The organism is Oxynema aestuarii AP17, assembly GCF_012295525.1.
Lineage (GTDB): Bacteria > Cyanobacteriota > Cyanobacteriia > Cyanobacteriales > Laspinemataceae > Oxynema > Oxynema aestuarii.
Map to the genome: position 1 here is coordinate 5341341 of NZ_CP051167.1, position 13315 is coordinate 5354655.

The 13315-nt window shown below is 52.9% G+C and carries 10 protein-coding genes; 4 read left to right on the forward strand and 6 right to left on the reverse strand.

What is annotated here, in order from left to right:
* Window positions 1-48 precede the first annotated feature (48 nt).
* Window positions 49-2391 (forward strand): transglutaminase TgpA family protein, encoded by a 2343-nt coding sequence (locus HCG48_RS21410; RefSeq protein WP_168570988.1) that lies wholly within the window; start codon window positions 49-51, stop codon window positions 2389-2391.
* An 85-nt stretch (window positions 2392-2476) separates the two neighbouring features.
* On the opposite strand, the gene HCG48_RS21415 is transcribed toward HCG48_RS21410, so the two are convergent.
* Together HCG48_RS21415 and HCG48_RS21420 are read right to left on the reverse strand one after the other, a co-directional pair.
* Complete coding sequence (locus tag HCG48_RS21415) at window positions 2477-4336, reverse strand: GAF domain-containing protein (protein WP_168570989.1); 1860 nt, start codon at window positions 4334-4336, stop codon at window positions 2477-2479.
* Between the two features lie 354 nt (window positions 4337-4690).
* Window positions 4691-4918: a type II toxin-antitoxin system CcdA family antitoxin gene (locus HCG48_RS21420; RefSeq protein ID WP_168570990.1), complete on the reverse strand. Its 228-nt coding sequence runs from the start codon at window positions 4916-4918 to the stop codon at window positions 4691-4693.
* Window positions 4919-5409: 491 nt separating this feature from the next.
* Here HCG48_RS21420 and lepA point away from each other — a divergent pair, with 491 nt between their 5' ends.
* The 3 genes from lepA (at window position 5410) to HCG48_RS21435 (ending at window position 9890) form a co-directional block, all read left to right on the forward strand.
* A complete protein-coding gene (lepA, locus tag HCG48_RS21425) occupies window positions 5410-7221 on the forward strand; it encodes a translation elongation factor 4 (RefSeq protein ID WP_168570991.1) in 1812 nt (603 codons plus the stop codon).
* Between the two features lie 202 nt (window positions 7222-7423).
* Window positions 7424-8356, forward strand: a complete 933-nt coding sequence (locus tag HCG48_RS21430) for a UDP-glucuronic acid decarboxylase family protein (RefSeq protein WP_168570992.1) — start codon at window positions 7424-7426, stop codon at window positions 8354-8356.
* Between the two features lie 139 nt (window positions 8357-8495).
* A complete protein-coding gene (locus HCG48_RS21435; RefSeq protein ID WP_168570993.1) occupies window positions 8496-9890 on the forward strand; it encodes a UDP-glucose dehydrogenase family protein in 1395 nt (464 codons plus the stop codon).
* 77 nt (window positions 9891-9967) lie between these two features.
* Here HCG48_RS21435 and HCG48_RS21440 read toward each other — a convergent pair whose 3' ends face one another.
* From HCG48_RS21440 to HCG48_RS21455, 4 genes are all read right to left on the reverse strand, one after another.
* Window positions 9968-10735: an LmeA family phospholipid-binding protein gene (locus tag HCG48_RS21440; RefSeq protein WP_168570994.1), complete on the reverse strand. Its 768-nt coding sequence runs from the start codon at window positions 10733-10735 to the stop codon at window positions 9968-9970.
* A 134-nt stretch (window positions 10736-10869) separates the two neighbouring features.
* The gene (locus HCG48_RS21445) at window positions 10870-11472 is read right to left on the reverse strand and encodes a pentapeptide repeat-containing protein (protein ID WP_168570995.1); all 603 of its coding nucleotides are present in this window, start codon (window positions 11470-11472) and stop codon (window positions 10870-10872) included.
* 30 nt (window positions 11473-11502) lie between these two features.
* Entirely contained in the window at window positions 11503-12906 is a 1404-nt protein-coding gene (locus HCG48_RS21450; RefSeq protein ID WP_168572003.1) for an HD domain-containing phosphohydrolase, read from the reverse strand.
* Window positions 12907-13035: 129 nt separating this feature from the next.
* Complete coding sequence (locus HCG48_RS21455) at window positions 13036-13272, reverse strand: hypothetical protein (RefSeq protein ID WP_168570996.1); 237 nt, start codon at window positions 13270-13272, stop codon at window positions 13036-13038.
* Window positions 13273-13315 lie beyond the last annotated feature (43 nt).

Below are 13315 nucleotides of genomic sequence, written 5' to 3' on the forward strand. Positions count from 1 at the left end.
TTTTTTCCTTCCTTTTCAATCTGTTCCCCTCGCGACTGATTCCTTCTCATGTCTCACTCATCAGGGATTTGGCATCTGTTCGACTTTCGAGGCGTTCGCCGTCTGCGACAGAAGCTCGCCGCCTTGCCGCCTCCGGTTCCGGAACACTCGATCGCCTTGCGCGTTCTCGTCCAAACCCTCGTCATTGTCGGCATTATCGCCACGGACATCGCCGCTCAAACCCAAATGAGCCTCTGGGCGATTCCCCTGAGTATTCTCGGGGCGGTCTGGAGTTGGTACCGACGCGACAAACCCGATATTCCCGTCAAATTCGTCCTCGCAATCGCCATGTTGCTCGTGTTGGGGGCGTTTTTTAATCGCCTGATTCGCGAACTCAACGACACGCGAGTCGTTTTAGCCGAACTACTGATTCGGATCCAAATTATCCATAGTTTCGACATTCCCCGACGCAAAGATTTAGGCTACTCGATGGTCATCGGCCTGATTTTACTCGGCGTCGCGGGAACTTTGAGCCAAACCCTCGCATTTGCGCCGTTACTCTTCATCTTTTTAGCCCTCGCCCTGCCGACTTTAGTCCTCGACTATCGCTCGCGCCTCGGGTTGACCCCCTTATCCCGGCGAGGGGAAAGCCGCTCTAAACCTCGCCAAACCCTTTGGCAACGCTTGAGTCGGGATCTGTCTCCCAAACGCTTGGGCGTCTTTTTATTGGTAACCGTCAGCTTGGGGTTGCTCGTGTTCGCCCTGTTGCCCCGCTTTCCGGGTTACCAACTGCAAACCTTTCCCGTGAGCTCCGAAATCGAATTTGAAGGAGAGTTCGACGGTCGCAGCATTGTCAATCCCGGTTACGCCCGCAACGGTCGCGGCGATGGGGAAGACCTCGGGGAAGGTGAAGGCGGCGACGAACCCGGGGAAATGGATTCGACGTTTTACTACGGCTTCAATTCCCGGATCAATCAGAACCTGCGCGGTCAGATGGAACCGAAGGTGGTGATGCGGGTGCGATCGCAGGCTCCCGGATTTTGGCGGGTTTTAGCTTTCGACCGCTACACCGGAAAAGGATGGGAAATTTCCCGCAACGACGATGTTAGAACCCTCGATCGTCCGGGCTGGTCTTACCAATTTCTCATCCCCCGAGACGCTCGCAGTGCGGGGACTGGACTGGCGGAAATAAGCCGGGTGGTGCAGAGTTACACGGTTGTTTCTGACTTACCCAATATCATTCCGGCGCTGTTAGAACCGCGCGCCTTATATTTCCCGACGCGAGAAGTGGCGCTCGATCCGGAAGGCAGTTTGCGATCGCCTCTGGGACTGCTCGAAGGACTGACCTACACGGTGATTTCCGAAGTCCCTCACCGCGATCGCACTGCGTTAGGTAACGCCCCGAAAAATTATCCGCCGAGTATTCGCGACTATTATCTCGACGTTCCGGCGTCGATTCGCGATCGTGTGCGCCAATTGGCACAAGAGATTTTACAAACCTCTCCCAATCCTTTAGATAACCCTTACGAACAAACCCTCTATCTCGCCCAATATCTCAAACAAAATTATTCCATTCCCACCGACCCGTTTGGCTTGCCCTTTTTTGATGAAAATGAGGATTTAGTCGAAAGTTTCCTGTTCGAGCAACAAGGCGGTTACCCGGATCATTTTTCGACGGTCTTGACTGTGATGCTACGCTCGATCGGAATTCCGGCCCGTCTCGCCGTCGGTTTCGGTCCGGGAGAGTTCAATCCCTTTACCGGACTCTACGTGGTTCGCAATACCGACGCTTACGCCATCACCGAAGTCTGCTTTCCTCAATACGGCTGGTTTGGCTTCGATCCGATTCCCGGTCACGAGTTAATCCCCCCCTCGGTGGAAGAATACGAACCCTTTGGCGTCTTGCAGATGTTCTGGAAATGGGTAGCGGGGTGGTTACCTTCCCCCGTGACGGGTTTGATTCAAACCGTGGTTTCCGCAGCGATTGGCGGGATATTGCGTTTTGCGGCGTGGTTGTTGCGCCTGTTCGGTCGCGGTTGGTTTGGGGTGGTTTCCGGGTTGGTGGTCTTTTTAAGCTTTGGGTTGCTCGGTTGGCTTGGTTGGAAGGGCTGGAAATGGTGGCACTACCGTCGTTTTCTGGCTAAATTACCGCCGTTGGAGTCGATCTACCGTCAGATGGTGGATACTTTGGCCCGGGAGGGGTATCCCAAGAATCCGGCTCAAACGCCGTTCGAGTACGCCCGCCAGTTGCCGCCTCATTATCCGGAGGAGCGTGCGGCGGCGATCGCGGAAATTTCGCAAGCTTACGTGCGCTGGCGCTATGGCGGACGCCAGGAAAATTGCGATCGCCTTTCCCAGGTTTTGAAACGCTTGCAACGACTCCAGAAAGGCGATCGCCCCTCGGCGCGGTAAGCGGGAATTTTCAAAACTCTTTGAGATCTAAATTCTTCGATCTCAAATCAGCATGGTTTGGCGATCGCCTCCCTTAGATCGCCCCTCAACTCAATAAATCGAGGGAATCTGGAGATCCGAGGGACACGATCGCGGGTTCTTGATAAAGCGGGACGACAAAGGTCACCGTGGAACCGAGTCCTTCCCCGAGACTGTAAAAATTCACTAGACCTCCCATCGCCTCGATCAGTTTCTGTGAAATTGCCAATCCCAATCCCGTCCCGCCATACTGTCGGGTGCGATCGCTATCGACTTGCGAAAACGATTGAAAGAGTTTGTCTTGCTTGTCTAAAGAAACGCCAATTCCCGTATCCGTAACGGAAATCTGCACCACACCGGGCAATTCCAAACCCCGGACTTCGACTTTATTTTTAACAATCGTCGCGCGAATTTCGATTCCCCCTTCGTGGGTAAATTTAATTGCGTTTCCGACAATATTTAACATTACTTGTAACAAGCGCTGATAATTGCCGTAAAGCAAAATTTCATCTTCTGTTTCGGGAAGTTGAATTTGTAAGGTTAGATTTTTCTGTTGGACTAAAGCGCGGGTATGGTTTTCGACGGTGCTCACCAGTTCGCCGAGATTGACTGGATTGAGATCCAAGTGCATTTTACCTGCTTCAATTTTGGCGATATCTAAAATATCGTTAATTAAATTGAGCAGGTGTAAGGCGGAACGATAGGCTTCTTCAATAAACTGTTTTTCTTCTTCTTCATCTTCGGCCATGCCTTCCATAATCAGTTTTAAAAAGCCGATCATGCCGTTGAGAGGGGTTCGTAATTCGTGAGAGGTATTGGCTAAAAATTGGCTTTTGAGTTTGGAGGCGGCTTCGGCTTGTTCCCGCGCTTGTTCTAATTCTTGATATAAGGTGGCGTGGGCGATCGCCGTTCCCACTTGTTCGCCGAGTTCTCGGACAAATTCGATTTCGGCGGCGCCCCAGGTGCGATCGGGTTCCGGGTCGGGATCGGGCTGGCGTTCGCCATCTGCGATCGCTTCCTGACACAAACACACTAATGCATTCGGACGATCTTGATAGCGGGTGGCGAAGATCAGCGCCGCTTGAGGGGCGCACCCGGGTAAAATCAGGGTTTCGACGGCGATCGCGTCCGAGGAGTCTAAAGCGCGTTGCCAGTCTGGATAGTCTTCGAGGAGGAAGTCCCAACCGAGGAGGGACGGGCGATCGCCGGGACAATATTCGGCAGTGACCTGCACGCAGTTTCTGGCGCTATTGTAAAGACAAATGAAGCAACGGCTGACTCCGAGAGCTTCGGCTAACCCTTTAACGGTTTGTCGGGCGATCGTATTCAAATCGAGGGTTCGCCGAATTTGCCGCGACATTTGGGCGAGCAGTTTTTGATACAGTTCCGATCCCGGGGGGAGGGTACGGCGCAAACTGCCAACGATCTCGGCAAGTAATTTTTGATGGAGGTTTAACCCGGAGGCAAGCAGGTGACTATTGTTCGGATTCTCGTTGGTGGGGAGTTCGCACTGGCTCAGGACACCGGGAATCGTTCGTCCCATCACCAAGACTTGCTGACCTTCGGAGTCGGAATCGGGTATGGCGGCGATCGTTAGGTCGAAAAGAAAGTAGCAATCCCGATAGCGAAAGGGGTAGCTGAAGCGTTCGGGAACCCCGGAGGACAGGACGCGCCTGACGCGATCGCCGTAGGGGACGATCGCCACGGGTTGGAACTGTTCGTCGATGCGGGTTCCGATCAGGGTCTGAGGGTCGAGTTCGCACTCGCTGGCCCTTTCCCAATAAAATGCACGGTAATAACCTTCGCGATCGTGGGTGAAGGCTAAGGGGGCGCCGAGGGCTTCTAACCAGTTATCCCCTTGTTGCGAGTGATGGGATGGCCCAGACGCAGAATTACTAGAAACGGAAAAGCGATCGGCAGATGCCATGAGCGGAGTCCGAGAGTAAACGGCCAGAGGTTGGCATGAAGCGATCGCCTCCCAAAAGCAATGGCAACGAAACGACGGCGATCGCTAACAGCAGTGAAATTCTGACCCCAAGCTAGCATTTTATTGGAGAGCGTCGCCGCTTCTATAGCATTTTCTAGATCGATCGCGTCGCTCGACCATCCCCTCGAAGCCCCCTTAAATAGGGGGGATTTAGGGGGATCGGAGTTGTCCCTCGTTGTTTGGGACTGTATTCAAACACTGCTCGACAAAGGCGGTGGCGAGACTGACCGCCAGCTCTTCAAATGCCTATTTCTCTAGGTTATGGCGAGCTACAACCTAGAGATTTTTCACGCTCTAATCATTCCATTCGCCCCGTGGGGGAACGGGAGGATTTCTTAATAAGTTTCGACTCAAGTCGTTGTCTCTACTGCGTTCGCCACGCAACCACTGCCTTACAGCAGTTTCAATGACTTTGCTCGGATCGTTGGTTAAATGTTGGATTTGTTCGAGTAGTTCGGCATCTAAATGAATAGAAACTTCTACTTTTTCTTTCCGATCGGAATGCACGACCTGGTCATTCATAGGACATTAATTCTCTCAGCAAAAAATAAGGATAAAGTAGAATGAACAACAGATTCTGTTGTACGAGACACTCGTGACTTGGCGATCGCCCGGGCGATCGCAAAACGATTCCATGGCGGTCGAACCGAGGAAATAACGAACCGATCGCCCCCAAGGGGAAGACCGTTCGAGCGGCGCGATCGCGCGGCCATCGGCTCGTGGAGCAGCAGGAATTGAAGTCGGTAGAAATTTTGAGAACAACCCAAACCTATTATATCAAGGCTTGGAACCGAGCGAACGCGACCCGAAGATCCCCCAGCCAACTCGGGGCTGACGGATGGGGCGATCGCTTCCCCTAGCGCACGAGTGTCTCGGAAACCATTAAAATGTGTTAAGCATTGCCACCGTTCGAGCCGTCAACGACGAGACGACCTCGACGGGTCGCACGGCGATCGCGCCGTTCCCCCCTTGCCGCGTACTCCTTCACGCAATTAGCCACGAACCTAAAGCTTATGACCGACGTTCCTGTTTCTCGCATTCGTAACTTTTCCATTATCGCTCATATCGACCACGGTAAATCCACCTTGGCCGACCGTCTGCTGATGGCGACAGGCACTGTCGAGGATCGGGTCATGAAACAGCAATTCCTCGACAACATGGATCTCGAACGGGAGCGCGGCATTACCATCAAGCTGCAAGCGGCCCGCATGAACTACAAAGGCAAAGACGGTCAGCAATACGTCCTCAACCTAATCGACACCCCCGGACACGTGGACTTCTCCTACGAAGTCTCTCGCTCCCTGGTCGCCTGCGAAGGCGCCTTACTCGTCGTCGATGCCTCCCAAGGGGTCGAAGCTCAAACCCTCGCCAACGTTTATCTGGCCCTCGAACACGACCTCGAAATTATCCCCGTTCTCAACAAAATCGACCTGCCGGGGGCCGAGCCCGAGCGCGTCAAAGCAGAAATCGAAGAAGTGATCGGACTCGACTGCTCCCAAGCCATTCTCGCCTCGGCGAAAGAAGGGATCGGGATCGACGAAATTCTCGAATCGATCGTTCACTTGGTGCCACCGCCTCAAGACACGATCGACCGACCCTTGCGCGCCCTGATTTTCGATAGCTACTACGATCCCTATCGCGGCGTCATCGTCTATTTCCGGGTTGTCGATGGGACCGTCAAACAGGGCGATCGCGTGCGCCTGATGGCGTCGAAAAAAGAATACGAAATCGACGAACTCGGCGTCTTGTGTCCCACCCAAAAACCCGTAGACGAACTGCACGCCGGAGAAGTCGGTTACTTCGCCGCCGCGATTAAAACCGTCGAAGACGCGCGGGTCGGCGATACGATCACCCTCGCCAAAGCACAAGCCAGCGAAGCTCTCCCGGGTTACACCGAAGCGAAACCGATGGTGTTTTGCGGGATGTTCCCCACGGACTCGGACCAGTTCGAGGACCTACGCGAAGCCCTCGAAAAGCTCAAGCTCAACGATGCGGCCCTGTCTTACGAACCGGAAACCTCCAGCGCGATGGGTTTCGGCTTCCGATGCGGCTTCCTCGGGCTGCTGCACATGGAAATCGTCCAAGAACGGTTAGAGCGCGAATACGACCTCGATTTGATTACCACGGCTCCTTCCGTGGTCTATCGGGTCACGACGATTGACGGGGAAGAGCTGCTGGTAGACAATCCGAGCAATTTACCCGACCCGCAAGAACGGGAGAAAATCGAGGAACCCTACGTGCGGGTGGAGATGATTACGCCGGAAACGTATGTCGGGGCGTTGATGGAGTTGAGCCAGTCCCGGCGCGGCGAGTTTAAGGATATGAAATATCTGACCTTGGGGCGGACGACGTTAGTATACGAGTTGCCCTTGGCGGAGTTGGTGACGGACTTTTTCGATCAGATGAAGTCACGATCGCGCGGTTATGCGAGTATGGAATACCATCCAATCGGCTATCGGGAAAATCCCCTGGTGCGGATGGATATTTTGATTAATAGCGATCCGGTCGATGCTCTCTCGACGATCGTCCACCGGGATAAAGCGTATCCGGTGGGACGGGCGTTAGTGGAAAAGCTCAAAGAGTTGATCCCGCGTCATCAGTTTAAGGTTCCCCTGCAAGCGGCGATCGGTTCGCGGGTGATTGCCAGCGAGAGTATTCCCGCTTTGCGTAAGGACGTGTTGGCGAAGTGTTACGGCGGGGATATCAGTCGGAAGAAGAAACTGCTGCAAAAGCAAGCGAAAGGGAAGAAGCGCTTGAAGGCGATCGGAACGGTGGACGTCCCCCAAGATGCGTTTATGGCCGTTCTCAAGCTCGATCGCGGTTGATCCGGCCATCGATTCGGCTTCCAATACTTTATATAAATTAACGACCGGGTACTTGACAATTGGCACCCGGTCGTTTTTAGCTCGCCACCGAAAAAAGACTACGGGCGATCGCAAATCTTAAGACTCCTAGTGTCCTCTAGACAGTTACTTTCGGGCAGGTTAGGTTAGAAGTCGAATTTCACCCCTTTTCAGGCAGTTGACGATGAGAATTTTGGTCACGGGTGGGGCTGGTTTTATTGGTTCCCACCTTATCGATCGCCTAATGGACCAAGGCCATGAAGTATTGTGTCTCGATAACTTCTTCACCGGACACAAACACAATATCCTCAAATGGTTGGATAACCCCTACTTCGAGCTGATCCGCCACGACATTACCGAACCGATTCGCTTGGAAGTCGATCAAATTTACCACCTCGCCTGTCCGGCGTCTCCGGTTCACTACCAATACAACCCGGTCAAGACCATCAAAACCAACGTGATCGGAACCCTATTCATGCTCGGATTGGCCAAACGGGTGAAAGCACGCTTCCTCTTAGCTTCGACCTCCGAAGTCTACGGCGACCCGGACGTTCATCCCCAAACTGAAGAATATCGCGGCAACGTCAATACGATCGGGATTCGCTCCTGTTACGACGAAGGTAAACGAGTCGCCGAAACCCTGGCGTTCGACTACCACCGTCAAAATGGCGTCGATATCCGCGTCGCCCGGATTTTCAATACTTACGGCCCGCGCATGTTAGAAAATGACGGTCGCGTGGTCAGCAATTTTATCGTGCAAGCTTTGCGCGGCATTCCCCTGACCGTTTACGGCGATGGCTCCCAAACCCGCAGTTTTTGCTACGTCTCGGACTTGGTCGAAGGCTTGATTCGCCTGATGAATGGGGAGTCCACCGGACCGATCAACCTCGGTAACCCGGACGAATACACGATTCTCGAATTGGCTGAAAAAATTCAAAAAACGGTCAATCCCGACGCCGAAATTCAGTTTAAACCCCTTCCCCAAGACGACCCTCGCCAGCGCCAGCCGGATATCACCAAAGCAAAAACCTTCCTCGGTTGGCAACCTACGATTCCTCTGGATGAAGGGTTAAAGTTAACGATAGAAGATTTTCGCAGCCGTTTGAGGTCTAGTTAACCCGATCGCCTGGGAATACTAACCGGGAAAGCCGATTGTTGTCTAAAAATGCAGGTTTATCCCGAAAACAAGTGACTTTGCCAGAAATCAGGGTGCTGGACGGAAGGACATCACTATTTCAATTGGAGGATTTACCCCGATGCGCGTTTGTGTCATTGGAACCGGATACGTAGGTTTAGTCACGGGCGCTTGCTTGGCGCACACCGGGCATCACGTGATCTGCGTCGATAATAACGAACAAAAAGTCAAGATGATGAAAGCCGGACAGTCCCCGATTTACGAACCGGGCTTGTCCGATATCATTCAAAAAGCGTCTCAAGAAGATTTATTGGAATTTACGACCGATCTCGCTTATGGGGTCAATCACGGCGATATTTTATTTATTGCTGTCGGGACTCCGGCATTACCGACTGGAGAAAGCGATACCCGTTATGTGGAAGCGGTCGCCCGAGGAATTGGCAGTCATCTGGAGAAAGGTTATAAGGTCATCGTCAATAAGTCTACGGTGCCGATTGGGTCCGGGGACTGGGTACGCATGATCGTTCTCGACGGGATTGCGGAACGTCAGAAAGCCTCTGGCGGCGGCAATAGCATTTCGGGAGATGAAGCGGCGGCGAAGTTGGGGATCGAGTTCGACGTGGTGAGCAATCCCGAGTTTTTACGGGAAGGTTCGGCGGTTTACGATACGTTTAATCCCGATCGCATCGTTTTGGGGGGCAACAGTGACAAGGCCCTCTCGATGATGGAAGAACTGTATCAGCCGATTGTCAAGCGCAAGTTTGGTGAAGATCCTTCGTTACCTCCGGTTCCGGTGGTCAAGACGGATTTGAGTTCGGCGGAAATGATCAAATATGCGGCTAACTCGTTCTTGGCAACGAAGATTAGTTATATTAACGAGATTGCCAATATCTGCGATCGCGTCGGCGCCGATGTCGTGCAAGTGGCGAAGGGGATCGGTCTCGATTCGCGCATCGGCACTAAGTTTCTACAAGCGGGGATCGGTTGGGGGGGGTCTTGCTTCCCGAAAGATGTTTCGGCCCTGATTCATACCTCGGACGATTACGGTTACGACGCCCACTTGCTCAAAGCGGCGGTGGATGTCAACAAGCGCCAGCGCACGATCGCGATCGAAAAACTCCAACACGAACTGAAAATCCTCAAAGGTAAAACTGTGGGTCTGTTGGGGTTGACGTTCAAACCGGATACGGACGACATGCGCGACGCCCCGGCCCTCAATTTGATCGAACAACTCAACCGCTTGGGAACGAAGGTCAAGGCTTACGACCCGATCGTTTCTCAAAGTGGCATCGGTCAGGGTCTCAGTGGGGTCGTGGTGGAAACGAGCCCGGAACAGTTAGCTTACGCTTGCGATGCTCTGGTTGTGGTCACGGACTGGCAGCAGTTCTTGACGTTGGATTATGCGGCGATGGCGAAGGTGATGAACAATCCGGTCATTATTGACGGTCGTAATTTCCTCGATCGCAAAATGTTGCAAAAAGCTGGATTCCGTTATGTGGGTATCGGCTGTTCTTAATTGAATCTAATTGAGAAAAAGTAGGGTGGGCAATGCCCACCCTACCGATTTTCTTTGAATTGAGTCGCATCTGGAATTTACGATTTCTTTTGCAGTTGTCGCGACGGAAATTGATAAATATTGGCCGAACCGTAAAAGACCATCGCTTTACTTTGAATGCGGATGCGATCGACTCTTAGCTGCGTTCCTTCTAAGGCGAATTTATCTAAATCGAGCAGGCTATTAATATGCTCGATTAACGCATTACCTAAGTCTACGGCGCGATCGCTCCCTTCACATTTGACGTTGACAAATTGCACTTTGCGCCGTTCTTCTACATCCACCTGCGCCGTGAAATCCAGATGCACGGGTTCGTCGGCGTCGCCAATTTTTACTTCAGACGACACCCGAAGTGCTTTATCGCTGGTCAACTTGACTTCGGTTTTCTGAAAATGTAGGGATTCTCCGTTATATTGGAGGCGCTGCAATTTTTCGACGACAAACGGCGTGTTAAATGAAGTGGTTAAGTCATTTTCAGTTAAAACCACTCGCATTCGGGCACTGGTCGGTTGGCGCAACTTGACGTTTCCCGAAAAAATGGCGCCAAAGTCGATCGCCACGGCTTGCAAGTACAGTTCCATGTTCTCGATCCGCAAGCCGTTATACATCAGCATTCCTTGGCCGATGAAATCGAAGCCGTCGATACTTCCCTGGAGCAACTTAGCAACAGGTTCGGCGCGAACGTTCGCCTCGACTTTTTCCGATCGCTTGAACAAGGCCGCGATCGCCTTACCTGCCACTTGACTTACAAGCGCGTCGCCACCTTGGTTCTGGAAGGGGGTGCTGCCAAACAAAGCTGATACCATTTCCTCGGACGCTTGCCAACGCTTCCTATTATAACAATTTATTAAGATATGTAAAATTTAGTTGAACTTATGACGGTTATAAGGTAAAAGCAAAGTCCCGGAGATCCCCCGTCCATCGAGAATCGGTTCGCAGATTACAGACTCCAGGGGGTTCCCTCCAGACAAGTCCCGTCGAGCAACGCCCCCGCGCGATCGGCATGTTCTACTATGGCACACAAAAGGTTAGCGCGTCTCAAGTTCGTCCCGTGCAGCACGGCCCCGGTAAGGTCGGCTTCTTCTAAATCCGCTTGGGTGCAGTCCGCACCGCAGAGGTTGGCGTGAGCGAGTTCGGCGTGACGCAAAATCGCCCGTTCCAAGCTGGCGCCGCGTAAATCGGCCCCGCGCAAATCGATGCCCGTCCAGTCGAGCCCACTGCCAATCGCTCCGGTCAAAAAGGCTCCAGCAAAGCTGGCCCCAGTGACCTTGCTATCGAGCAAGAGGGCGCCGCGTAAATCGGCGTTGCGACAGTCGGCACCGGATAAATTGGCGCCGGAGAGATCGGCACCGCGCAAGTTAGCCCGTAGCTGGGCATCCGCTAAATTGGCGCCGGAGAGATTGGCCCCGCTTAAATTCGCTTGGGACAGATCGGCGCCGGAGAGATCGGCACCGGAGAGATCGGCGCCTGCTAGATCGATTCCGGCTAAGTCTTTGACTTTGCCCTGTCGGATGGCTTGGAGGTCTGGAGAGCTGGAAATCATGGGAGAGGTGAGAATTCAGAATTGAGGAATTTACGATTTGACGGTGGTGGAAGGGGCGGGCGATTCTTCGAGCCAGACATTGGGGAGTTGACTGGGACGGTTCGGTAGTTGCATCAGCCCCATTTCCGCGAGGCGGACGACGTTGCCGAGGGTTTCGATCGCCTTGGGGTCGAAACGAGTCTCACTGCGCTGCTGGCACTGTTCTAAGGCGGCTTGGGGGGTCAGGGCGCTGCGATCGCCCCGCGTTTGGGTCAGTTCTTGGAAATAGGCGACCAATCCCAAAATCCGCGCTTCGATCGGGATTTCTTCGCCGCGCAAGCCGTCCGGTTGTCCGCTTCCATCCCAATATTCGAGGTGGTGTTCGACAATTTCTTTCACTGGCGTCAGTTCGGGCATGGCGGCGAGCAGTTGGGCGCCGATGCGCGCGCGATCGCGCCAAAACGACCGGGTTACATCGTCTAACTGACTGGCTGGAGTGGAAAAGACCTCTGGAGGAGCCGAAACTAAACCGATTCGGAATAATAAGCCCGCCAAGCGCAGGCGCCGCAATTTGAGGGTGGGCAAGTCGAGCAGTTGTCCCAAGGTTTCCGACAGGGCCGACACTTGTAAGGAAGCGACCGGATTGGCGGAATCGCGCTCGTCTACCCGTTGCGCCATGCGTAAAAAGGCTTGCAGTTTGTTGGCGTTGAGGTTGCGGCTGACTTTGAGAGCTTGACCTTCGAGTTCCCACAGTTCGCGGGTTTGGCGGTTGACGGCGACGATCTGCTGCTGAGAACTTTGTAGGTAGGAAACAATGCGAGAAACAACGCCACTCATATCCGTTTGGGGAACGTCTTTGCATTCCAGGATCTGGCGCTGGGTGGCTTTGAGGCGATCGATCAGGTCTGGATTGTACGGACGTAGGCGATCGAGTAAGATTTCTGTGGATTGGGAGACGACAGCGCGATCGAAGGTCCACAATCCATAAAATTTTCGTTCGGTATCGACTTGAGGCCGATCTTCCGGTCGGTATTCGTCGGGGTCGAGTTCGTGACACAAAACGATCGCCTGATAACTCGGCGCGAGAATAACCAGATTCCACTCGTTGACTAAGCTATCTTCCGGATCGAGATCCACTAAAGAAACGTTATCGAGTTGGCTAGTTTCGTGGGTGGAAAAACCGCTATCGGAAACTGCACTGATGAGGATGTGGCGCGAGCGATCGGCAATTTTTCGATAGCGTTCGGCTTCTTGAAGATACCATTTTCCTTGCTGAAAAGTGGCTAAAACCAAGGGATCGACTTCGCTTTTGTCCGAGGAGGTTTGGAGAATGTGATCTTCGAGGGCGTGACAGAGCGCGACTAAGGTATTTTTGAAGTACACGCCATAACTCGAAGGCAGTTGTCCTTCGGGCAAAGCCGCTTTAAGCTGGTTGAGCGTCGATTCCGGATTCATATTCAACGAGAAGCTTCCTATGTTGTTCATGATACCGGGAATCGTCCTTTACAGGGAATTGGGGGACGGGCGATCGCGCGATCGAGGTGCAGTAAAGTTCGTAGGCTGGGCAATTCCCCCTTAGCATTCTTACCGCCATTCTCCCGGCAAGGTAAACCCCGCCCACAAATAAGTGGATTTCCAGCCTTCACTTTCCCACTGTTCGATCTGTACGCCTCCCAACCCTTGCACGGGAGTCACCTTTCCTGACAAGAATAACTCAAAATCGCTAAAGCTCGATCTGGAGATCGGCTCGTGTAACAAGGTTTTGAAATTTCGAGCATTTTTCTCACAAAGCGGATTTTTAGAATAAGATTCATATCTCATGCGATCGAAAATTACTATATCTTCAGATCGATGAAATGAAGCC

What these genes read in the sequence shown, in the direction of transcription:
- lepA (WP_168570991.1), top strand. Translation starts at nt 5,410, where the DNA reads ATGACCGACGTTCCTGTTTCTCGCATTCGTAACTTTTCCATTATCGCT.
- HCG48_RS21450 (WP_168572003.1), bottom strand. Translation starts at nt 12,906, where the DNA reads ATGAATCCGGAATCGACGCTCAACCAGCTTAAAGCGGCTTTGCCCGAA.
- HCG48_RS21445 (WP_168570995.1), bottom strand. Translation starts at nt 11,472, where the DNA reads ATGATTTCCAGCTCTCCAGACCTCCAAGCCATCCGACAGGGCAAAGTC.
- HCG48_RS21455 (WP_168570996.1), bottom strand. Translation starts at nt 13,272, where the DNA reads ATGAGATATGAATCTTATTCTAAAAATCCGCTTTGTGAGAAAAATGCT.
- HCG48_RS21420 (WP_168570990.1), bottom strand. Translation starts at nt 4,918, where the DNA reads ATGAATGACCAGGTCGTGCATTCCGATCGGAAAGAAAAAGTAGAAGTT.
- HCG48_RS21415 (WP_168570989.1), bottom strand. Translation starts at nt 4,336, where the DNA reads ATGGCATCTGCCGATCGCTTTTCCGTTTCTAGTAATTCTGCGTCTGGG.
- HCG48_RS21440 (WP_168570994.1), bottom strand. Translation starts at nt 10,735, where the DNA reads ATGGTATCAGCTTTGTTTGGCAGCACCCCCTTCCAGAACCAAGGTGGC.
- HCG48_RS21435 (WP_168570993.1), top strand. Translation starts at nt 8,496, where the DNA reads ATGCGCGTTTGTGTCATTGGAACCGGATACGTAGGTTTAGTCACGGGC.
- HCG48_RS21430 (WP_168570992.1), top strand. Translation starts at nt 7,424, where the DNA reads ATGAGAATTTTGGTCACGGGTGGGGCTGGTTTTATTGGTTCCCACCTT.
- HCG48_RS21410 (WP_168570988.1), top strand. Translation starts at nt 49, where the DNA reads ATGTCTCACTCATCAGGGATTTGGCATCTGTTCGACTTTCGAGGCGTT.